At 71.8% G+C, this 19,963-nt stretch carries 18 protein-coding genes; 13 read left to right on the top strand and 5 right to left on the bottom strand.

The features are described from left to right. The first annotated feature begins 137 nt into the window (after positions 1 to 137). Positions 138 to 1,331 (top strand): CaiB/BaiF CoA transferase family protein, encoded by a 1,194-nt coding sequence (locus BAY60_RS21685; protein WP_112282895.1) that lies wholly within the window; start codon positions 138 to 140, stop codon positions 1,329 to 1,331. Next, positions 1,328 to 2,101, top strand: a complete 774-nt coding sequence (locus tag BAY60_RS21690; RefSeq protein WP_112282896.1) for an enoyl-CoA hydratase/isomerase family protein — start codon at positions 1,328 to 1,330, stop codon at positions 2,099 to 2,101. Before BAY60_RS21685 ends, BAY60_RS21690 begins: the two co-directional genes overlap by 4 nt. Before the next feature lie 15 nt (positions 2,102 to 2,116). On the opposite strand, the gene BAY60_RS21695 is transcribed toward BAY60_RS21690, so the two are convergent. Both BAY60_RS21695 and BAY60_RS21700 read right to left on the bottom strand, forming a co-directional pair. Beyond that, a complete protein-coding gene (locus BAY60_RS21695) occupies positions 2,117 to 2,881 on the bottom strand; it encodes an IclR family transcriptional regulator (RefSeq protein WP_211330416.1) in 765 nt (254 codons plus the stop codon). Positions 2,882 to 2,956: 75 nt separating this feature from the next. Beyond that, a complete protein-coding gene (locus BAY60_RS21700) occupies positions 2,957 to 4,318 on the bottom strand; it encodes an SLC13 family permease (RefSeq protein ID WP_112282898.1) in 1,362 nt (453 codons plus the stop codon). Positions 4,319 to 4,478: 160 nt separating this feature from the next. Here BAY60_RS21700 and BAY60_RS21705 point away from each other — a divergent pair, with 160 nt between their 5' ends. Next, entirely contained in the window at positions 4,479 to 5,657 is a 1,179-nt protein-coding gene (locus BAY60_RS21705) for a pyridoxal-phosphate-dependent aminotransferase family protein (RefSeq protein ID WP_112282899.1), read from the top strand. Continuing rightward, entirely contained in the window at positions 5,657 to 8,539 is a 2,883-nt protein-coding gene (locus BAY60_RS21710) for an FAD-binding and (Fe-S)-binding domain-containing protein (protein ID WP_112282900.1), read from the top strand. The genes BAY60_RS21705 and BAY60_RS21710 overlap by 1 nt, the downstream gene beginning before the upstream one ends. Positions 8,540 to 8,592: 53 nt before the next feature. On the opposite strand, the gene BAY60_RS21715 is transcribed toward BAY60_RS21710, so the two are convergent. Further along, on the bottom strand, positions 8,593 to 9,465 hold the full coding sequence (locus BAY60_RS21715; protein ID WP_112282901.1) for a LysR family transcriptional regulator: 873 nt from the start codon (positions 9,463 to 9,465) through the stop codon (positions 8,593 to 8,595). 69 nt (positions 9,466 to 9,534) lie between these two features. Here BAY60_RS21715 and BAY60_RS21720 point away from each other — a divergent pair, with 69 nt between their 5' ends. Continuing rightward, positions 9,535 to 10,581 carry an EamA family transporter gene (locus BAY60_RS21720; protein WP_170160504.1) on the top strand — a complete coding sequence of 349 codons (1,047 nt, stop codon included), beginning with the start codon at positions 9,535 to 9,537 and terminating at the stop codon, positions 10,579 to 10,581. Beyond that, positions 10,553 to 11,803: a pyridoxal phosphate-dependent decarboxylase family protein gene (locus BAY60_RS21725; protein WP_170160544.1), complete on the top strand. Its 1,251-nt coding sequence runs from the start codon at positions 10,553 to 10,555 to the stop codon at positions 11,801 to 11,803. The genes BAY60_RS21720 and BAY60_RS21725 overlap by 29 nt, the downstream gene beginning before the upstream one ends. Here BAY60_RS21725 and bluB read toward each other — a convergent pair. Together bluB and BAY60_RS21735 are read right to left on the bottom strand one after the other, a co-directional pair. Next, positions 11,791 to 12,420, bottom strand: a complete 630-nt coding sequence (bluB, locus tag BAY60_RS21730) for a 5,6-dimethylbenzimidazole synthase (protein ID WP_112282903.1) — start codon at positions 12,418 to 12,420, stop codon at positions 11,791 to 11,793. The two genes, BAY60_RS21725 and bluB, sit on opposite strands and share 13 nt — an antisense overlap. Before the next feature lie 27 nt (positions 12,421 to 12,447). Next, a complete protein-coding gene (locus tag BAY60_RS21735) occupies positions 12,448 to 12,990 on the bottom strand; it encodes an ATP-binding protein (protein ID WP_112282904.1) in 543 nt (180 codons plus the stop codon). A gap of 181 nt (positions 12,991 to 13,171) precedes the next feature. Here BAY60_RS21735 and nhaA point away from each other — a divergent pair, with 181 nt between their 5' ends. The 7 genes from nhaA to BAY60_RS21770 all read left to right on the top strand — a co-directional run bounded on the left by nhaA (position 13,172) and on the right by BAY60_RS21770 (position 19,894). Beyond that, positions 13,172 to 14,479: a Na+/H+ antiporter NhaA gene (nhaA, locus tag BAY60_RS21740; protein WP_112282905.1), complete on the top strand. Its 1,308-nt coding sequence runs from the start codon at positions 13,172 to 13,174 to the stop codon at positions 14,477 to 14,479. 123 nt (positions 14,480 to 14,602) lie between these two features. Next, entirely contained in the window at positions 14,603 to 15,940 is a 1,338-nt protein-coding gene (locus tag BAY60_RS21745) for a sensor histidine kinase (protein WP_112283515.1), read from the top strand. Then, the gene (locus BAY60_RS21750) at positions 15,937 to 16,380 is read left to right on the top strand and encodes a roadblock/LC7 domain-containing protein (RefSeq protein WP_211330417.1); all 444 of its coding nucleotides are present in this window, start codon (positions 15,937 to 15,939) and stop codon (positions 16,378 to 16,380) included. Before BAY60_RS21745 ends, BAY60_RS21750 begins: the two co-directional genes overlap by 4 nt. Before the next feature lie 57 nt (positions 16,381 to 16,437). After that, positions 16,438 to 16,779, top strand: coding sequence for a DUF742 domain-containing protein (locus tag BAY60_RS21755; RefSeq protein ID WP_112283518.1), 342 nt, complete (start codon positions 16,438 to 16,440; stop codon positions 16,777 to 16,779). Further along, positions 16,754 to 17,401 (top strand): GTP-binding protein, encoded by a 648-nt coding sequence (locus BAY60_RS21760; protein WP_245992741.1) that lies wholly within the window; start codon positions 16,754 to 16,756, stop codon positions 17,399 to 17,401. Before BAY60_RS21755 ends, BAY60_RS21760 begins: the two co-directional genes overlap by 26 nt. Further along, complete coding sequence (locus BAY60_RS21765) at positions 17,394 to 18,626, top strand: styrene monooxygenase/indole monooxygenase family protein (RefSeq protein WP_112282906.1); 1,233 nt, start codon at positions 17,394 to 17,396, stop codon at positions 18,624 to 18,626. The genes BAY60_RS21760 and BAY60_RS21765 overlap by 8 nt, the downstream gene beginning before the upstream one ends. A 32-nt stretch (positions 18,627 to 18,658) precedes the next feature. Continuing rightward, a complete protein-coding gene (locus BAY60_RS21770; RefSeq protein ID WP_112282907.1) occupies positions 18,659 to 19,894 on the top strand; it encodes a styrene monooxygenase/indole monooxygenase family protein in 1,236 nt (411 codons plus the stop codon). Positions 19,895 to 19,963: the final 69 nt, after the last annotated feature.

The following is a 19,963-nucleotide window of genomic DNA, read 5'->3' on the forward strand; positions in this document are numbered from 1 at the left end:
GATCCAGCATCCGGCGGCGCGATGCGACTCCCTTGACCGGCGATTCGCCGCGCCCGTACGCTCGTGCCGGAACACGAAGACTGTGCCGTGTAACGGCACAGCTGCTGTGAAGACCCTGCGGAGGATTGCGGAGAACTATGGCGTTCGCGCTGCAACACCTCACGGTCCTCGACCTGACCCAGGTGATGGCCGGGCCCTACTGCTGCCAGCTGCTCGGCGACCTCGGCGCCGACGTCATCAAGGTGGAGCCTCCGGGCTCCGGCGACGCCACCCGTGCGGCCACCGGGCACCGGCTGCCGCACGGCGAGAGCGCCGCCTTCCTCGCCGTCAACCGCAACAAGCGCGGCGTCGCGATCGACCTCAAGACCGAGCAGGGCCGGGAGGCGTTCCACCGGCTGGTGCGCTCCGCCGACGTCGTGGTCGAGAGCTTCCGCCCCGGCGTCGCCGCCAAGCTGGGCATCGACTACGAGACGCTGCGCGGCGTCAACGACCGTCTCGTCTACGCCTCCATCTCCGGTTTCGGGCAGACCGGCCCGTACGCGCAGCGCCCCGGCTACGACCTCATCGCGCAGGCGATGTCCGGCATCATGAGCGTCACCGGCGACGCCGGCGCGGAGCCGGTCAAATGCGGCGTCCCCGTCGCCGATCTCTCCGCGGGGCTGTTCTGCGCGGTGGGCATCCTGAGCGCCTGCCTCGCCCGCGAGGTCACCGGTCAGGGCCAGGCGGTGGACACCTCGCTCTACGACGCCGCGCTGGCACTGTCGGTCTGGGAGACCGCGGAGCTGTGGGCCACCGGCGAGGCGCCACGGCGGCTCGGCTCGGCTCACCGGGTCAACGCGCCGTACCAGGCTTTGCCCACCCGCGACGGACACCTCACCATCGGTGCCAACAACCAGCGGCTCTGGCAGCGGCTGTGCACGGTGCTGGAGCGCACCGACCTGCTCGCCGACGAGCGGTTCGCCACCAACACCGACCGCGTGCATCGCAGGGAGGAACTGGCCGCCGAGCTGAGCCGCACGCTCGCCCGGCGTGACACCGCCGAGTGGGTCGAGGCACTGCTCGCCGCGGGGGTGCCCGCGGGGCCCATCCACGACTACCGGCAGTCCTGCTCCGATGAGCACACGCTCGCCCGCGAGATGGTCGTCGAGCTGGACCATCCGGTCGAGGGCAGGGTCCGCTCGCTCGGCATCCCGGTGAAGCTGTCCGCCACGCCGGGCCGCATCCGGCGGGTGGCGCCCGGGCTCGGGGAGCACACCGACGAGGTGCTGCGGGCCGCGGGCTGCACCGACGACGAGATCACGGCACTGCGCGGGCAGGGAGCCGTCGGATGACCGGCCAGCTGCTCATCGACGTCACGCCGCCGGTCGCGACCGCGACGTTCAACCGGCCCGAGGCCCGCAACGCGATGACGTGGCAGATGTACGACGGGCTCGTCGAGTTCTGCGAGCGTGTCGACGCCGACGAGCGCGTCCGGGTCGCGGTGTTGCGCGGCGCGGGCGGCAAGGCGTTCGTCGCGGGCACCGACATCGGCCAGTTCCGCGACTTCACCGGCGCCGCCGACGGCCACGCCTACGAGGCGCGCATCGACGGTGTGCTGGCCCGGCTCGAGGACGTGCGCGTGCCCACCGTCGCCGTCATCGACGGCTACGCCACCGGTGGGGGGCTCTCCATCGCCGCGGCGTGCGATCTGCGGATCTGCACCCCGGCGGCGAAGTTCGGCCTGCCCATCGCCCGCACGGTCGGCAACTGCCTGTCCATGGCGGCCTACGCCCGCCTGGTGCAGCTGGTCGGCGCGGCGCGCGCGATCCACCTCGTCTACACGGCCGGATTCGCCGACGCGGAGGCGGCCGCGGCGTGCGGGCTCGCCTCCGAGGTGGTCGCGGCGTCCGATGTGGACGACAGGGTCGGCGCCTTGTGCGCCCAGCTGGCCGCGCAGGCGCCGCTGACGATGCGCGCGAGCAAGGTCGCCATCCGCAGGCTGCGCGAGCACGCGTTGCCGCCGGGCGAGGACCTGGTGGCGATGTGCTACGGCAGCGAGGACTTCGCCGAAGGTGTCGCGGCGTTCACCGAGAAGCGCAGTCCACGGTGGCAGGGGCGGTGACGCGCCGTGGCGCGCTCACGCCGGGCGGCGGTAGCCGAGGGTCGCGCTGATCCGCTGCGCGGCCTCGATCACCAGCGCGCCGTAGGACTCCCGGGTGCCGGCGGGCATCCTGCTGCCCGGCGCGGAGATGGAGATGCTGGCGACCGGCTGGGCGTTGTGATCGAAGATCGGCGAGGCGACGGCGGCGATGTCGGTGCGCCACTCGCCGACGTTGGACGCATAGCCGCGCTCCCGCACGCGGTCGAGCTCGGCGAGGAAGGCGTCCCAGTCGACGATCGTGTTGCCGGTGAAGCGTTCCAGGCGCCCGCCCAGGATCTCGGCGACCTGCTCCCGGGGGAGCCAGGCCAGCATGGCCTTGCCGTTGGAGGAGCCGTGCAGCGGCACCGCGCTGCCGAGGGCGATGACGGCGCGGATCGGGTGGTCGGTCTCGACCCGCTCGATGAGCACGGCGCGGTCGCCCTCGCGCACCATCAGATGCGAGGTCTCACCGGTCTCCCTGCGCAGCTCCTGCATCGTGGCGGCGGCGGCGTCACGCACGCTGAGGTCGGCGATGGCGCGCTGCCCGATGTGCAGGGCGCGGGTGGTCAGCACCCAGCGGGTCACCTCGGCGCCGTCGGGACAGATCCACCCGGCTGTCCACAGTGTCCGGAGGGCGCGCTGCACGGTGCTCTTGGGCAGCCGCAGCCTGCGAGCCAGCTCGCCGACGCCGGCGGGCTGGGCGTAGGCGACCTCCTCCAGCACCCGGAAGGCGGAGAGGACGGTGCGCATTCCCTCGCTCATGGCCGCAGTCTAGCCGCCGGGGACGCCGCGGTCCGCCGGCGCCGCCGGGGGCGGCACCGGCGGCCGGTCCGAGTCTCAGAGCCAGCCGGGCACGACGAACAGCGCACACGTCAGGATGGGGGCGAGGGCGATCATGCTCATGCCCCAGACCATGAGCCTGCGGAACACCAGGTCGCGCACCTCGGCGGGGCTGCTCGCCACCACGAGCGCGCCGCTGGTGGAGAACGGGGAGGAGTCCACCACCGACGAGGAGATCGCCAGCGCGATGATCATGCCGACCGCGCCGACCTGGCCGGTCTGCAGGAACGGCACGGCCAGCGGGATCAGCGCTCCCAGGATGCCGGTCGTGGACGCGAACGCCGACACGCCACCGCCGATCAGGCAGATGACGAACGCCGCCAGCAGGGGCACGCCGATGCCCGCGACGCTGTCGCCGAGGAACTCGATGGTTCCCGCGCGTTCCATCAGCCCCACGTAGGTGACCACGCCACAGATCAGCAGCACGGTCGGCCAGGCCACCTCCGCGACGCAGCCCTTCGTCTGTCCCGGCGAGAGCAGGCAGATGACCGTCGCGATGCTCAGCGCCAGCAGGCCCACGTCGAACTCCAGTGCCAGCGCGCCGACCGCGAGCACCACCAGCCCGGCGAGCGTGATCGCGCGCTGGCTGTTGAGCGTGGTGACCGTGCCTGCCGCCGTGACGTCGGGCCGGGTCGCCGTGGCGGTGCCGCCACCGCCGTCCGCGGGGACCGGCGTGCCGCCGCCCGCCGGTCCGGGCGAGCCGCCTTCCGCGGCCTCGTCGCCGGGCCCGGCGACATTGGTGTCGATGCGCCTGCGCAGCAACTGCTTGCCGCCGAAGAGGAAGAACACCACCACGCTGAGCAGGGTGTTGAACAGAAAGGAACTCAGCCACAGCAGCACCGGGTTTCCTGGCAGCCCGCTGCGTTCGACCACGCCGTTGGTGATGCTGCCGAAGATGCTGATCGGCGAGAAGCCGCCCGCGCTCGCGCCGTTGATGATGAGCAGGCCCATCAGCAACGGGTTGATCTTGTAGCGGGTGGCGAAGTTCAGCCCGATCGGCGCCATGATGGCCACCGCGCCGGGGACCACCGCGCCGACCATCGTCAGCAGGCTGGTGACGGTGAACATCACCCACGGGATCAGCGCGATTCTGCCTTTCACCGCGCGGACTCCGGCGTGGATGAGCCAGTCGACCGTGCCGTTGTGCTTGGCGATGGCGAACAGCATGGTCACGCCCACGAGCACGACGAAGAGGTCGCCGGGGAATCCGGAGAACAGGTCGTCCTCCGACTCGCCGTAGATGAACGTGCCGATCAGGAACGTGCCAAGGAAGGCGACCGCTCCCATGTTCACCGAGCGCAGGGTCGCCAGCAGAAAGATGAGGACCAGGCCGATGATCGAATAGATTTCTATGGACATGTGGCTCCTCGAGGCAGACGTTGGCTCGCGGGCACTGGGAGATTAAAGATTCCGCAATGCGAAAGCGATGTCTCGCACCGGGAAAGTATGGCGCGCGACACAGTGCCCGTCAAGAAGGCACCGACAGTTCCAGTGTCCTGAATAGACTGTGGAGAATCCGATGGCAGCACAGCCGATCGGCCGGCACTTCCTGCAAATTCCCGGCCCCACGAATGTTCCCGACGAGGTGCTGCGCGCGATAGCCGCACCCACGATCGACCACAGAGGACCGGAGTTCGCCCGGCTCACGCGCGAGGTCCTGGATGGTCTGGGGCCGGTCTTCGGCACCACGAACCCCGTGGTGGTCTACGCCTCCTCCGGCACGGGGGCCTGGGAGGCCGCGCTCGTCAACACGCTCAGCCCGGGCGATCGGGTGCTGGCCTTCGAGACCGGGCACTTCGCGACGCTCTGGCGGGACATGGCCGAGGCGCTCGGGCTGCGGGTCGACTTCGTGCCCGGGGACTGGCGCCGCGGCGTGGATCCGGACACGGTCGCCGAGCGCCTCGCCGCCGACCGCGAGCACACCGTCAAGGCAGTCTGCGTCGTACACAACGAGACCTCCACCGGCGTGACGAGCCGGATCCCGGAGATCCGCAATGCCCTCGACCAGGCGGGCCATCCCGCGCTGCTGCTGGTGGACACCATCTCCTCGCTCGGCTCCATCGACTACCGGCACGACGAGTGGGGCGTGGACGTCACGGTCTCCTGCTCGCAGAAGGGCCTGATGCTGCCTCCGGGGCTTGGCTTCAACGCCGTCAGCGACAAGGCGCTGCGCGCCCGCGAGTCGGCCAGGCTGCCACGGTCCTACTGGGACTGGAAGCCGATCCTGGAAGCCAACCGGCGCGGCTTCTTCCACAGCACACCGGCCACCAACCTGCTCTACGGCCTGCGGGAGGCACTGCGGCTGCTCGACACCGAGGGACTGCCCCAGGTGTTCGCCCGGCACCGGCGCCACGCCGAGGCCACCCGTGCCGCCGTGCGCGGCTGGGGCCTGGAGGTGCTCTGCGCCGACGAGCGAGAGCACTCCGCCGCGCTCACCGCCGTCGTCGTTCCCGAAGGGCACGACGCCGAAACGATCCGCGAGCTCATCCTCGACCGCTTCAACACCTCGCTCGGCGCGGGACTCGGCAGGCTCGCGGGCACGGTGTTCCGCATCGGCCACCTCGGCCACTTCAACGACGCCGCCCTCATCGGCACGCTCGGCGGCGTCCAGCTCGGGCTGCGCCTGGCCGGTGTGCCCGTCGGCGAGCACGGCATCAACGCCGCACTCGACGTGCTCGGCAGGAAGGAGACCGCCTGATGGACGACCTTGAGCGCAGGCTGCGCGCCGACGTCGCGGGCGAGGTGGCCTTCGACGACTACACGCGGCACCTCTTCTCCCGTGACGCCAGCATGTACGCGATCCGGCCGGCCGGCGTCGTGTTCCCCCGGGATGCCGACGACGTCGCCGCCGCCGTCGCGGCCGCCCGCGACCACGAGGTTCCGGTGGTACCCCGGGGTGCGGGCACGAGCCTCGCGGGCCAGACCGTCGGCGCCGGGCTCGTGCTCGACCTGTCCCGCCACCTCACCCGCATCACCGACCTCGACCCCGAGTCGCGCACCGCGACCGTCCAGCTGGGGGTGGTGCAGGACCAGCTCAACCGGGCCGCGGCGCCCCACGGCCTGATGTTCGGCCCGGACACCTCCACCAGCAACCGCGCCACCCTGGGCGGCATGATCGGCAACAACTCCGCGGGCAGCGGCTCGGTGCGCTACGGCATGACCATCGACCACGTGCGCAGTCTCGACGTGGTGCTCTCCGACGCCACCACCGCACGGCTCGGGCCGGTCGGCGAGGACGAACTGGCGCGCAGGGGGCGCGCCGCGACGCTGGAGGGCGCGCTGTACCGGGAGCTGCCGGCGCTCGTGCAGGCCCACCGCGACGCCATCGAGAAGGGCTTTCCGGCGTTCTGGCGGCGCGCCACCGGCTACCGGCTCGACCGGCTGGCCGGGCCACCGCCGTTCGACCTCGCCAAGTTCGTGGTCGGCGCCGAAGGCACCCTCGTGGTCGGCACCAGCGCCGTCGTCGACCTCGTCCCGAAGCCCCAGCACACGGTGATCGCCGTCGGTCACTTCACCTCCACCCAGGCGGCGATCGCCGCCACCGAGGACGCGCTGGCGTGCGACCCGGCCGCCGTGGAGCTGATGGACCGCACGATCCTCGACCTCTCCCGCGAACGCATCGAGTACGCCTCCCTCGGCACGATCCTCGAGGGCGACCCCGACGCGCTGCTGTTCGTCAGCTTCAGCGGCGACGACGAGGCCGACCTGCTCGGCAGGCTGCGCAAACTCAGCACGCTGTGGCGCAGGCACGGGCACGGCTACCACACGCTGGAGGCCGTCACCGCGCAGCAGCAGGCGTCGCTGCTCAAGGTGCGCAAGTCCAGCCTCGGCCTGCTCATGGCCGCCAGCACCGGAGCCAACCGCCCGCTCGCGTTCGTCGAGGACACCGCCGTCGACCCGCGCCACCTGCCCGAGTACACGGCCCGCTTCGCCGAGATCCTCGAGCGGCACCAGCTGCGGGCCGGGTTCTACGGCCACTGCTCGGTGGGCTGCCTGCACATCCGGCCGTTCGTGGACCTCACCAAACCCGGCCAGGTGGAGACGATGCGCGCGGTGGCCGAGGAGGTCAAGGACCTCGTCACCGCCTTCGGCGGCGTGAACTCGAGCGAGCACGGCGACGGCCTGGCGCGCAGCGAGTTCAACCGCGAGATCTTCGGAGACGAGCTGTACGAGGCGATGCGCGAGGTCAAGCGTCTGTTCGACCCGCACGGCATCCTCAACCCCGGCAAGATCGTGGACGCCCCGCCGATGACCGACAACCTGCGCGACCCCGCGCTGCCGGAACCGGGGCCGCTGCGCACGAAGCTGTCGTTCGAGGTGGTGGGCGGCATGCGCGCGGCCGCCGACCGGTGCATGAACATCGGCCTGTGCCGCAAGAGCGCCACCGGCGCGATGTGCCCGTCCTACATGGCGACCCTGCGCGAGGAGGACTCCACCCGAGGGCGGGCCAACGCGCTCGTCAAGGCACTGTCCGAACCGGACCCGCGCGCGGCACTTGGCGACGAGCGGCTGCACGAGGTGCTCGACGCGTGCCTGATGTGCAAGGCATGCAAGAGCGAGTGCCCGCTCGGCGTCGACATGGCCGCGCTCAAGAGCGAGGCGCTGGCCCAGCGTCACGAGGTGCACGGCACACCGCTGCGCTCGCGCGTGTTCGGAGCCATCCGCACGCTCAACCGGCTCGGCGCCGCCACCGCACCACTGTCCAATGTGCCCGCAAAAGTGCCCGCCGTGCGGCGGCTGCTGGAACGCCGGCTCGGCATCACCGCGGCGCGCCCGCTGCCCCGCTTCGAGCGCGCGCGTCTCGGCGCCTGGTTCCGCAGGCGGCGCACCACACCGCGGCCCGCGCCGCTCGGCGAGATCCTGTTCCTGGCCGACTCCTTCACCACCTACAGCGAGCCCGCCGTCGGCAGGGCCGCGGTCGAGCTGCTGGAACGCGCGGGCTACGCCGTGCGGCTGGTCACGCGCGGCTGCTGTGGCCGCTCCAGCCTGTCGAAGGGGCTCGTCGACGACGCCCGGCGCAAGGCGGGTGCGCTGGTCGGGCTGCTCGCCGCGAGCGAGGCGCCGATCGTCGGCTGCGAGCCGTCCTGCGTGCTAACCCTGCGCGACGAGACACTGTCGCTGCTGCCGGACGATCCGGCCGCGCGCGCGGTCGCCGGGCGCGTGCGCCAGGTCGAAGAGGTGCTCACCGAGGCGATCGACGCCGGACGGCTCACGCTGGACTCCGGGACCTGGCCCGCGGGAAGGCGCATCCTGTTCCACGGCCACTGCCACCAGAAGGCCGAGGTCGGCACGGCAGCCACGGTCGGGTTGCTGCGCCGGATCCCGGGCGCGGAGGTGGCCGAGCTCGACGCCGGATGCTGCGGCATGGCGGGCTCGTTCGGCTTCGAGGCCGAGCACTACGCCCTGTCGATGACAGTGGGGCAGGACCGGCTGTTCCCCGCGGTGCGGGCCGAACCCGCCTCGACGGTCGTGGCCGCCACCGGCGTGTCGTGCAGGCAGCAGATCGCGCACGGCACCACCCGGCAGGCGCTCCATCCGCTGGAGCTCGTCCGCGCGGTCCTGTCCGAACCCGCGTCGTGAGCCACCCGGCGGCGAGCCGAAGGGCACCGTGGGTACCCAGGATGCACCCAAGGTCACCTTCGGCTCGGCCGCGGCGGGCCCACGACCTCGCGGGCCAGCGCCACCAGCGCCGGGATCGCCGGATGGCCCCGCGTGCGCCGCCAGGCCAGCACCAGCGGAATCGCCGGAGCGTCGGTGAGCGGCACGTACGTCACGCCTGGGTAGTGGTGGATGCTCGCGGTCGCCGATGTGGTGACGCCCACCGCCCTGCTGGCCGCGATGGCCGCCAGCCAGTCGTCGGTGTTGGCCACCGTCAGCGACCGCGCGGGCCGGATCTCCGGCGGCCACAGCTCCAGCGTCGTCGTGCCGGAGACGGGGTTCACGGCCACCGTCTGGCCGGTGAGGTCGGCCAGGATCAGCGAGTCGCGGGCGGCGAGCGGGCTGCCGGTGGGCACGGCCGCGAGCCGGTCCTCCACCAGCAGCCGCTCGGTGACCAGGTCCGCGCTGGTGGACTCGCCCCGCAGCAGCGCGGCGTCCACCTTGCCGCTGGCCAGGCCCGCGGTGCGCTCGTCGATGCGCATCAGCTCCAGCGGCGTGTCCGGGTGCTCGTGTTCCCAGCGGCGCAGCAGCGTGGCCGTGTGCCCGCCGGCCGCCGACCACGCGTGCCCGACCCGCAGCGGCCACGGGCTGAGCCGGGTGGCGTCGAGGGCGTCGTCGGCCGCCGCCACCACGGCGGCCGCCTTGTCGCGGAACGCCACGCCCTCGGTGGTCAGCGACAGATGGTGGGTGGAGCGGTCGACCAGCCGCACGCCCAGCCGGTCCTCCAGCTGCCGCAGCGTGCGCGACAGCGCGGGCTGGGTGAGGTGCAGGCGCTGCGCGGCACGCGTGACGTTGCCCTCCTCGGCGATGGCGAGGAAGCAGCGGAAGTGGCGCAGCTCAATGGTCATGCCCGGCAAGCATAACCCGAGCTGAATCGGCATTTCACGGATGCGCGAGGCCTTTCTAGTGTCGCGGGTATGGCGAAGCTGGACACGGCAGGACGGCCCGCGGTCTCCGCGCCGGGCCACGGCGCGCCGCTGGGCTCGGTGGCACTGGTGCTGGGCGGTGCGCTGTCGCTGCAGTTCGGCGCGGCGGTGGCCGCGTTGCTGTTCGACCGCGCGGGCTCGCTCGGGGTGGTGACGCTGCGGCTCGGCTTCGCGGCCGTGCTGCTCTGCCTGCTGCTGCGGCCGCGCGTGCGCGGCTACTCGCGCGCCGACTGGGCCGCAGTGGCGGCGTTTGGGCTCACGCTCGCCGGCATGAACACGCTGTTCTACCAGGCGATCGAGCGGATCCCGCTGGGCCCGGCCGTGACGCTGGAGGTGCTCGGCCCGCTGGTGCTCTCGGTGGTCGCCTCCCGCAGGCCGATGAGCGTGCTGTGGGCGGTGCTGGCACTGGGCGGCGTGTTCCTGCTCGGCAGGGGCGGCTTCGCCGAGCTCGACGGCGCCGGGGTGGCCTTCGCGCTGTGCGCCGGGGTGCTGTGGGCGACCTACATCGTGCTCAGCGCGCGGGTGGGCAGCCGGTTCCCCAAGGCGGACGGGGTCGCGCTCGCCCTGGTCATCGGCGGGCTGGCGACGCTGCCGCTGGGCGTGGCCGCCTCGGGTGCGGCGCTGCTGGACCCGCTGACGCTGGTGCTCGGCGCCGCGGTGGCCGTGCTGTCCTCGATGCTGCCCTACACCCTCGAGTTGCTGGCGCTGCGCAAACTGGCCGCGTCCACGTTCGCCGTGCTCATGAGCCTGGAGCCGGCGCTGGCCGCGCTGGCCGGGTTCCTCGTGCTGCGGCAGGGCCTTTCCCCGCTGCAGAGCCTCGGCATCGCCCTGGTGATCGCCGCGAGCGTCGGTGCGGTGCGGATGCGTAAGGTCGGCGGTCGTGAGCGAGATGCGCGAGTTGCTGAGCGAGGCGGCGGCGAGAGCGGCCCGCTACCGGGAGACGCTGGCCGAGCGCCCGGTCGGGGTGCCTGTGGACCGGGAGGCACTGCGGACGGCGTTCGGCGGCCCGTTGCCCCAGGCGCCGACCCCGGCCGGTGAGGTGCTGGCCCAGCTCGACCGCGCCGCGGCGCCGGGCCTGATGGCCACCGCAGGGCCTCGGTTCTTCGGGTTCGTCACCGGCGGGGCGCTGCCCGCCGCGACCGCCGCCGACATGCTGGCCGTGGGCTGGGACCAGTGCGCCTTCAACCCGGTGCTCTCGCCCGCGGCGGCCGCCGCCGAGGAGAGCGCGGGCACCTGGCTGAAGCAGCTGCTCGGCCTTCCTGCCACCGCCTCCGCCGGGTTCGTCACCGGGGGCCAGGGCGCGAACACCGTCGGGCTCGCCGTGGCCCGGAACCAGGTGCTCGCCGATGCGGGCTGGGACGTGGAGCGGGACGGCCTCGCCGGTGCGCCGCGCGTGCGCGTCGTGGCGAGCGCCGAGCGGCACGCCACGATCGACCGCTCGCTGCGGCTGCTCGGCTTCGGCACCGCGGTGGTCGAACAGGTGCGCGCGGGTGCCAACGGTGCGATCGACGTCGAGGACCTGGCCAGGGTGCTGCGCGACGGCAGCGGCCCGCTGATCTGCTGCCTGCAGGCGGGCAACGTCAACACCGGCGCCTGCGACGACCTGCGGGCGGCGTGCGAGCTGGTGCACGCCCACGGGGGCTGGGCACACGTGGACGGCGCGTTCGGGCTGTGGGCCGCGGCGAACCCGGCCACCGCGGCGCTCGTCGACGGCGTGGAGCTGGCCGACTCGTGGGCCTGCGACGGGCACAAATGGCTCAACGTGCCCTACGACTCCGGCTTCGCGTTCTGCGCGCGGCCCGAGGCGCACGCGGCGGCCATGTCCTACAGCGCGGCCTATCTCGTCGGCTCCGGCGGCAGCGCCGCGCTGGCCGACTTCACGCCGGAGTCCTCGCGCCGCGCGCGGGGCTTCGCCGTCTGGGCCGCGCTGCGGGAGCTGGGCCGCGACGGCGTCGCCGAGCTGGTCGACCGGTGCTGCCGGCTCGCGCGCCGGTTCGCCGGCGCGCTGGCCGCCGGGGGCGCCGAGATCGGCAACGACGTGGTGCTCAACCAGGTGCTGGCGCGCTTCGGCGACGACGCGCGCACCGACCGGGTCGTGGAGGGCGTGCAGCGCGACGGCACGTGCTGGCTCGGCGGCACCACGTGGCGCGGCAGGCGCTACCTGCGCATCGCGGTGTCCAACCACTCGACCACCGAGGCCGACGTCGACCGCTGCGCCGAGGCCGTGCTCGATGTCGCGGCGCGGGTTCAGGACGGGTAGCGCTCGGCGTGGACGACGGCCTCCAGCGGCAGCCGTTCCCGCCAGCCGTGCCGCTCCAGGTCCGGGACCTGCTCCAGGTGCGTCACCGGCCCGACGCACAGCCACGCGACCGGCCGCACCGCGGCCGGGATGCCGAGCAGCTCGCGCAGGAAGTCCTCCCGGTAGAAGCTGACCCAGCCGACGCCGAGGTCCTCGGCGGTCGCGGCCAGCCAGAGGTTCTGGATCGCCAGGCACACCGAGTACAGGCCCGCGTCGGCGATCGCGTGCCTGCCGAGCACGGCGGGGGAGCCGCGCCGCGGGTCGTAGGTGACCACGATCGACAGGGTCGAGGAGAGGATGCCCTCGACCTTGATCCGCGAGAACGTCGTGGCGCGCTCACCGTCCAGCTGCGCGGCGAAGGTGTCGCGCTCGGCGAGCACGTGGTCGCGGAACCGGCGGCGCGTCGCCTCGTCGCGCACGAGGACGAAGTCCCACGGCTGGCTCAGCCCGACACTCGGCGCGGCATGGGCGGCGGACAGGACGCGATGCAGCACGTCGTCGCCGATCGGAGCCCCGGTGAACTCGGCGCGGACGTCCCGGCGACGGCGGCACAGATCGTAGAAGGATGCGGTGGACACACCCCGACCCTAGAGGCGGCTGGGCGGTCACCACTCCCGGCGTTTGAGGCCCACCAGCACGCGGTCGACCAGATCCGGGTCCGGACCGGCCTGATGCCGCCCGTGCTGCTGCGGCTGCGGAGGCCGGGCCTGCTCGGGCGCGGGCTCGGGCACCTGCCTGCGCCGCTCGCCCCGGTGCGGCAGCCGCACCGAGTCCGCGGTCACGCCCGTCGGCAGCGGCAGCTCGCACCACACCAGCTTGCCTCTGCCCTCCAGCGGGACGGCACCGGTGCGCCTGCCCTCCAGCCGTGGCGCGCCGGAGTGGGCACGGGCCACCTGGTCGTCCTCCACCTCCACCACCAGGCACTCGCCCGCGATGCGCAGCCGCACCGTGACGAAGCCGGGGGCACGGGAGTCGGTGCTGTCGACCACGGCCTCCACGAGCTGCCGCGCGGCGTCCACCGCGTCGTCCCGCATGTCCGCGAGCGACCACTCGATGAGCGAGAAGTGCACGAACATGTCGGTGCAGTTGACGGCGCTGGGCAGTGCGACGAGCCGAAGGTCGTCGACCTGCGCGGTCTGGGAATTCACTGAGGTTCCTTCCACGGTCGCGTCCCACGCGAGCTGCAAGCTCCGCCCGGAGGCCGTATCTTGCCAAGCGCGCCGACGGCGTGTCGATGCAGGGTGGGTGCGCGGCGCGTCACCGTCCGCGACCGCCGCGGTCCGCGGATAGGGTGGCCGTGCACCGAGTCTCCGCATCGGAAAGGCGCCCGTGAACAGCAGAATCCAGGTCCTGCTCGGATCATGGTCCTGGCCGGAGCGGCGGCGTCTCGCCGAGCTGCTCCGCAGGGAGACCGTCGGGGGAGCGTTGCTGCTCGCGGCGGCGGTCGCCGCGCTGATCTGGGCGAACTCTCCGTGGTCGGAGGCCTACGAGGCCCTGCACGAGGTGCGGATCGGGCCCGAGGCGCTGCACCTGAGCCTGACCCCGGCCGAGTGGGCGGCCGACGGGCTGCTGGCGATCTTCTTCTTCGTCGCGGGGCTGGAGCTCAAACGCGAGTTCGTCGCCGGTGACCTGCGCGATCCCCGGCGGGCGCTGGTGCCCGTGGTCGCCGCGTGCGCCGGGGTCGTCGCCCCGGCCGTGATTTTCGTCGCGTTCAACGCCGGCGCGGGTGGCGACGCGCTCGAGGGCTGGGCGGTGCCGACCGCCACCGACATCGCCTTCGCGCTCGCCGTGCTCGCGGTGATCGGCCGCAACCTGCCCTCGGCGCTGCGGACGTTCCTGCTCACGCTCGCGGTGGTGGACGACCTCATCGCGATCATGATCATCGCGGTCTACTACACCGACGAGCTCGTGTTCGTTCCGTTGCTGCTGGCGACGATTCCGCTGGCGCTGTTCACCTATCTGGTCCAGCGGCGCGTCCGTTCGTGGTTTCTGCTGCTGCCACTGGCGGTGACGGTGTGGGCGCTCGTGCACGCCTCGGGTGTGTACGCGACGGTCGCCGGCGTGCTGCTGGGATTCGCGGTTCCGGTGCTGCGCCGCCACGGGGAGGGGCCCGGCCTCGCCGAGCACTTCGAGCACCGGTTCCGGCCGCTGTCGGCCGGGTTCGCGGTGCCGGTGTTCGCGCTGCTGGCCGCCGGGGTGGGCCTCGGCGGGCTCAGCGGTGTCGCCGCCGCGCTGGGCGACAGCGTCGCACTCGGCATCATCGTGGGACTCGTGGCGGGCAAGACGATCGGCATCCTCGGCGCCACCTACCTGATGGCCAGGATCACGAAGCTGCGGCTGCCGCCGCCGCTGGCGTGGATCGACGTCGCCGGTGTGGCCGTGCTCGGCGGCATCGGCTTCACGGTGTCGTTGCTGGTGGGGGAGCTGGCCTTCGGGCAGGGCAGCGAACGCGACGAGCACGTCAAAGTCGGTGTCCTCGCGGGAAGTCTGGTCGCGATCGGCATCGCCGCGGTGATCCTGCGAGCCCGCGACCGCGTGCACCGCAAGGCGTGCGAGGCCGAGAACCTCGATGCCGACGGCGACGGCATTCCGGACGTTTCCGCAGGATCCGTTGACGGAGAAGAGAACCCGGGGTGACGCGCAGCGACGAAACGCGGACCGGTTGTGGACAAGCGAGGGCTTGTCTGCTTGCATAGCCTGCGTCGGTCAGGGGGTGACCGATCCACCAGGCCCGTACGCGACGAGAAAGTAGTGAACTGCATGGCGAGGCGGGCAAGAGCGCGCGAGCTGCTGGACCGCTCACGAGTGCTGCTCGACCGTTCCCGGGTCGCGGCCGCACAGTTCCTCGACCCACCGGGGCACGCGCCGCCGGTGCGCAGGGCCATCGAGGCGGCGCCTGCCGCACCCGCGGGGGCCGGGCAGGCCGACGCCGGACAGCCGGAGCGGGGCGCGCCCGAGGAGGCGCTGGTCGACATCTGCGCCAGCATCGCGCTGCGCGACCTGAACCTGGTCGACTCCCTGCTGTCGCAGCTGGAGGAGATGGAGAACAAGGAGGAGGACGAGCGGCGGCTCGGTCAGCTGTACCGCCTCGACCACCTCGCCACCCGGTTGCGCCGCAACGCGGAGAACCTGCGCGTGCTCGCGGGCCGTGACGCCAGCGACACCGCGGCGGGCACGTCCTCGCTGGTCGACACGGTGCGGGCCGCGATGTCGTCGATCGACCAGTACTCGCGGATCACCATCGGCCGCGTCGTGTCGCTCGGCGTGGTCGGCTTCGCCGCGGAGGACCTCAGCAGGCTGCTCGCCGAACTGCTCGACAACGCGGCCAACCAGTCGCCGCCGAACTCGCCGGTGCGCGTCAGCGCCCATCTGACCGAGCACGGCAGCGTGCTGGTCCGCATCGAGGACGAGGGCATCGGCCTTCCCCCGGAACGACTGCGGGAGCTCAACGACCGGCTCTCGCACGCGCCCGTGCTCGACGACGACGCCGTGCGGCACATGGGACTCGCCGTGGTGCGCAGGCTCGCCGGGCGGCACGACATGCGCGTCTCACTCGACCGCAGGGTGCCGCACGGCACCACCGCGACCGTGCTCGTGCCCTCGTCGCTGGTGGCGGAGCTGCCCGAGGCGAGCTGGTCCGGCACCCAGACCGTCGTCTTCGCCCAGGGCACCCGGCCGGTGGCCGGCGCGGTGCCGGAGCAGGCGGCGCCACCCGCCGACGACGGGCAGCAAGGGCTCTTCGACGACGCGCAGCCCGGCAGCGTGAGCGGGGAGCTGCCGCGCCGCAACCCCGGCAAGGCGGCCACCGCCACGGAGGCGATGCCCCGGCGCAGGCCCGCCCCGGCACCGCCCACGGTCGGCGGGACGACACCCAGCGGCCTGCCGCGCCGCGTCTCCCGTAGCCTCAAGAGCCCGTCCGGAGAGCAGGCGCGCGACGCCGCCTCCGCACCCACCGGGGAGCAGGACGAGCCCGACACGGCGGGCCACGACCAGCTTCTCGCCGACCTCGACGCCTTCAGCGACGGCGAGCAGGCGGCGAAGGACGGGCAGCAGCTCAGCAGTGGTGAAGCGGACCCCAGCTCTGAAGGAAAGCAGTGACACCCGACATCGACAACACCCAGACCCAGAACTTCTCCTGGCTGATCAACGATTTCGTCCGCAAGGTCCACGGTGTCACCCATGCGCTGATCATGTCGTCCGACGGGTTCCCGCTCACCGCGTCGGACGCGGTGAGCAACGAGGACGCCGAGCAGCTCGCCGCCATCGCCAGCGGGCTGCTCAGCCTCGCCCGCAACAGCGCGACGCTGTTCGACAAGGGCACGTGCGAGCAGATCATCATCCGGCTCACCCACGGGTACTTCCTGTTCATGGGCATCGGGGCCGGAGCGGGGCTCGCGGTGCTCACCGGCCCGGACTGCGACATGAAGGTCGTCGCCTACGAGATGACCCAGTTCGTCACCAACGCCGGCCATGCGCTGACTCCCGAGATCCGTGCCGACCTGCGACGCGTGCTGACGGCCCGGCGGGCGCAGGCCTGACGGGGCGAGGATGTGATCCCAGTGTCCAATGAGAACTCGTCGGCGTCACAGCCGAAGATGCGCAGCAAGCGCATCCGGCCGTACGCGCTGACCGGGGGCCGGACAAGGCCGCGGTACGACCTGCTGGTCGAGACGCTGATCTCCGTGCCGAACTATGATCCCAGCCTGAGTGACTCCCTGATGCCGGAGTCACGGATGCTGTACGAGCGGGCGCGCACGCGCGTGTCGATCGCCGAGCTGTCGGTGCTGCTGACCATCCCGCTCGGCGTGGTCCGCGTCCTGGTCAGCGACCTGGCGACGCAGGGGGCGATCTACATCCACCCCACCGCGCACGCGTACCAGCACGACGTGAACGTACTCGAGAGGATCCTCGATGGACTCAAGCGGCTACCGGTCTGAGCCAGCGGCCGTGCCCTCCGAAGGAGAGACCGACGCCGGCCTGCTCACGGTGTCCGCGAAGATCGTCATCGCGGGCGGGTTCGGGGTCGGCAAGACGACGTTCGTCGGCTCGGTCTCGGAGGTTCCGCCGCTCAACACCGAGGCCTGGATGACCGAGGCCGGTACCGGCGTCGACGACGTCCCGCCCGACGGCACCAAGTCGACCACCACCGTCGCGATGGACTTCGGCAGGATCACGCTGCACTCGGACTTGCTGCTGTACCTGTTCGGCACGCCCGGGCAGGCGCGGTTCTGGTTCCTGTGGGACGACCTCTCCCGCGGTGCGCTCGGCGCGATCGTGCTCGTCGACACCCGCAGGATCGACCAGTCGTTCGCGGCCATCAACTACTTCGAGAACGACTCGGACCTGCCGTTCATCGTCGCGGTCAACTGTTTCGACGGCGAGCTGGCGCACGATCTGGACGAGGTCCGCGACGCGCTGGCACTGAGCCCGGACGTTCCGCTGATCACCTGTGACGCCCGTGATCCGGCCTCCACCGCGCAGGCGTTACGTGAACTGGTCACGTATACGTTGTCGCTCGCGGAACTGTCGGAGCCGGGAAGGGTACGCGCACATGCCTAGGATCCTCATCGTCGGTGCGGGGCAGTCGGGTCTGCAGCTCGCATTGACGTTGCGGGAGCACGACTACGACGTCACGGTGATGTCGGCGCGCACGCCGGAGGAGATCCGCAAGGGCCGGGTCCTGTCCACGCAGTGCATGTTCCACGACGCGCTGCAGCACGAGCGCGATCACGGGCTGAACCTGTGGGAGGAGCAGACCGTGCGGGTGGAGGGGCTCGGCGTGTCGATCGCGGGCCCCGACGGCAGCAGGGCCATGGACTGGGTGAGCCGCCTGGAGAACTACGCGCAGTCGGTGGACCAGCGCGTGAAGATGGCGGGCTGGCTGGAACTGCTGGAACAGCGCGGAGGCCGGGTCATCATCCACGGCGTCACCACCGCGGACCTCGACGCACTGTCCACGATGTACGATCTGGTGATCGTCTCGGCGGGCAAGGGCGAGCTGGTGCAGCTGTTCGACCGCGACCCGCGGCGTTCGCCGTACACGAGCCCGCAGCGTGCGCTGTCGCTGGCCTACGTGCACGGCCTCGCACCACGCCCCGAACACCCGGACTTCGCCGCCGTGCGGTTCAACATCATCCCCGGCGTCGGCGAGCTGTTCATGATCCCGGCGTACACGCTCAGCGGCAACTGCGACATCCTGTTCTTCGAGGGCATCCCCGGCGGTCCGCTCGACTGCTGGGACGACCGGCCGGGGCCGCAGGAGCACCTGGACCGCCTGCTCGGCTTCATCCGCCAGTACCTGCCGTGGGAGTACGAGCGGTGCCACGGGGTGGAGCTCACCGACGACCGCGCCACGCTGGCGGGTGGCTACACGCCGGTGGTGCGGCATCCGGTGGGTGAGCTGCCCTCGGGTGGCACGGTGCTCGGCATGGCCGACGTGGTGGTGGCCAACGACCCGATCACCGGCCAGGGTTCCAACAACGCGGCCAAGTGCGCGGCCGTGTACCTGGATTCCATCCTGGAGCGCGGCGACAAGCCGTACGACCGGGAGTGGATGACCGACACGTTCGAACGGTACTGGGACTACGCCCAGCACGTGACACAGTGGACGAACGCGATGCTGCAGCCGCCACCGGAGCACGTGCTGCAGATCCTGGGGGCAGCACAGACCAACGAGGCGGTGGCCAGGCGGTTCGCCAACGGCTTCACCGATCCCTCGGACTTCCAGCACTGGTTCCTCGACCCGGAGAAGGCGGCCGCGTACCTGGCCAGTGTGTCGCGCTGACACAACTGAATCACTAAGGGGAAAGACGCTTCATGCGCAAGATCCTGATCGTGGGGTCGGGCCAGTCCGGCCTGCAGCTGGCCCTCACTCTGCAGGCCCACGGCTACGACGTCACGATGATGTCGGCCCGCACGCCCGACGAGATCCGGGCCGCGCGGGTGATGTCGACGCAGTGCATGTTCCACGACGCGCTGACGATCGAACGATCCCACGAGCTGAACCTGTGGGACGACGTGGCGCCGGCGATCACCCACCAGGGTCTGTCGTTGGCCGGGGAGAACGGCGAGCGCGCGCTCAACTGGGCGGGCGAGTGGCCCGGTCCCGCCCAGTCGGTGGACCAGCGCGTCAAGATGGCCGCGTGGCTGGAGCTGTTCGAGCAGCGCGGCGGCAGGGTCATCATCCACGGCGTCACCACGGCCGACCTCAACGGCCTCGCGCGCATGTACGAGCTGACGATCGTCGCCGCGGGCAAGGGCGAGCTGGTGCAGCTGTTCGACCGTGACGCGGAGCGTTCCACCTACACCAGGCCACAGCGCGCGCTCTCGGTGTCCTATGTGCACGGAGCCAGGCAGCGGCCGGAACGCCCGCCCGGCTCGGTCGACGTGTGGGTGAACATCATCCCGGGCATCGGCGAGAACATCAACATTCCCGGCTACACGCTGAGCGGGGCGTGCGACATCGTCTACCTGTCGGGCATCCCCGGCGGCCCTTTCGACGCGTTCGGCGACCGGCCCGGCCCGCAGCAGCAGTGGCAACGGCACCTGGAGCTGCTGCGCGAGCACGTGCCGTGGGAGTACGAGCGGTTCCGCGAAGCGGAGCTGACCGACGCGCGCGGCACGCTGGTCGGTGGCTACACGCCGGTGGTGCGGCACCCCGTCGGTGAGCTGCCGTCCGGATACCCGGTGCTGGGCATGGCCGACGTGGTCGTGGCCAACGACCCGGTGACCGGGCAGGGCTCCAACAACGCGGCCCGCTGCGCCCAGTACTACCTCGAGGGCATCCTGGCGCGGGGCGAGGCGCCGTTCGACCGGGACTGGATGCGTGCCACCTTCGAGGCGTACTGGGAGCACGCCCAGTGGGTCACGAAGTTCACCAACCGGATGCTGGAGCCACCGCTCGAGCACGTGCAGGCGATCCTGGGCACGGCGCAGACGAACCAGACGGTCGCCGACCGGTTCGCCAACGGGATGAACAACCCGGCGGATCTGGCCGACTGGTTCTTCGAGGCCGACAAGGCGCAGGCCTACCTGGAGAAAGTCGCAGGTTAGGGCTCGCGCCGTCACCGAGGGTGCCCGTCCGCTCTCCGGACTCAATGTTGACGGACGTCACAAATGTGC

The organism is Prauserella muralis, assembly GCF_003202285.1.
Lineage (GTDB): Bacteria > Actinomycetota > Actinomycetes > Mycobacteriales > Pseudonocardiaceae > Prauserella_B > Prauserella_B muralis.

What these genes read in the sequence shown, in the direction of transcription:
- BAY60_RS21685 (WP_112282895.1), top strand. Translation starts at nt 138, where the DNA reads ATGGCGTTCGCGCTGCAACACCTCACGGTCCTCGACCTGACCCAGGTG.
- BAY60_RS21690 (WP_112282896.1), top strand. Translation starts at nt 1,328, where the DNA reads ATGACCGGCCAGCTGCTCATCGACGTCACGCCGCCGGTCGCGACCGCG.
- BAY60_RS21695 (WP_211330416.1), bottom strand. Translation starts at nt 2,881, where the DNA reads ATGAGCGAGGGAATGCGCACCGTCCTCTCCGCCTTCCGGGTGCTGGAG.
- BAY60_RS21700 (WP_112282898.1), bottom strand. Translation starts at nt 4,318, where the DNA reads ATGTCCATAGAAATCTATTCGATCATCGGCCTGGTCCTCATCTTTCTG.
- BAY60_RS21705 (WP_112282899.1), top strand. Translation starts at nt 4,479, where the DNA reads ATGGCAGCACAGCCGATCGGCCGGCACTTCCTGCAAATTCCCGGCCCC.
- BAY60_RS21710 (WP_112282900.1), top strand. Translation starts at nt 5,657, where the DNA reads ATGGACGACCTTGAGCGCAGGCTGCGCGCCGACGTCGCGGGCGAGGTG.
- BAY60_RS21715 (WP_112282901.1), bottom strand. Translation starts at nt 9,465, where the DNA reads ATGACCATTGAGCTGCGCCACTTCCGCTGCTTCCTCGCCATCGCCGAG.
- BAY60_RS21720 (WP_170160504.1), top strand. Translation starts at nt 9,535, where the DNA reads ATGGCGAAGCTGGACACGGCAGGACGGCCCGCGGTCTCCGCGCCGGGC.
- BAY60_RS21745 (WP_112283515.1), top strand. Translation starts at nt 14,603, where the DNA reads ATGGCGAGGCGGGCAAGAGCGCGCGAGCTGCTGGACCGCTCACGAGTG.
- BAY60_RS21755 (WP_112283518.1), top strand. Translation starts at nt 16,438, where the DNA reads ATGCGCAGCAAGCGCATCCGGCCGTACGCGCTGACCGGGGGCCGGACA.
- BAY60_RS21760 (WP_245992741.1), top strand. Translation starts at nt 16,754, where the DNA reads ATGGACTCAAGCGGCTACCGGTCTGAGCCAGCGGCCGTGCCCTCCGAA.
- BAY60_RS21765 (WP_112282906.1), top strand. Translation starts at nt 17,394, where the DNA reads ATGCCTAGGATCCTCATCGTCGGTGCGGGGCAGTCGGGTCTGCAGCTC.
- BAY60_RS21770 (WP_112282907.1), top strand. Translation starts at nt 18,659, where the DNA reads ATGCGCAAGATCCTGATCGTGGGGTCGGGCCAGTCCGGCCTGCAGCTG.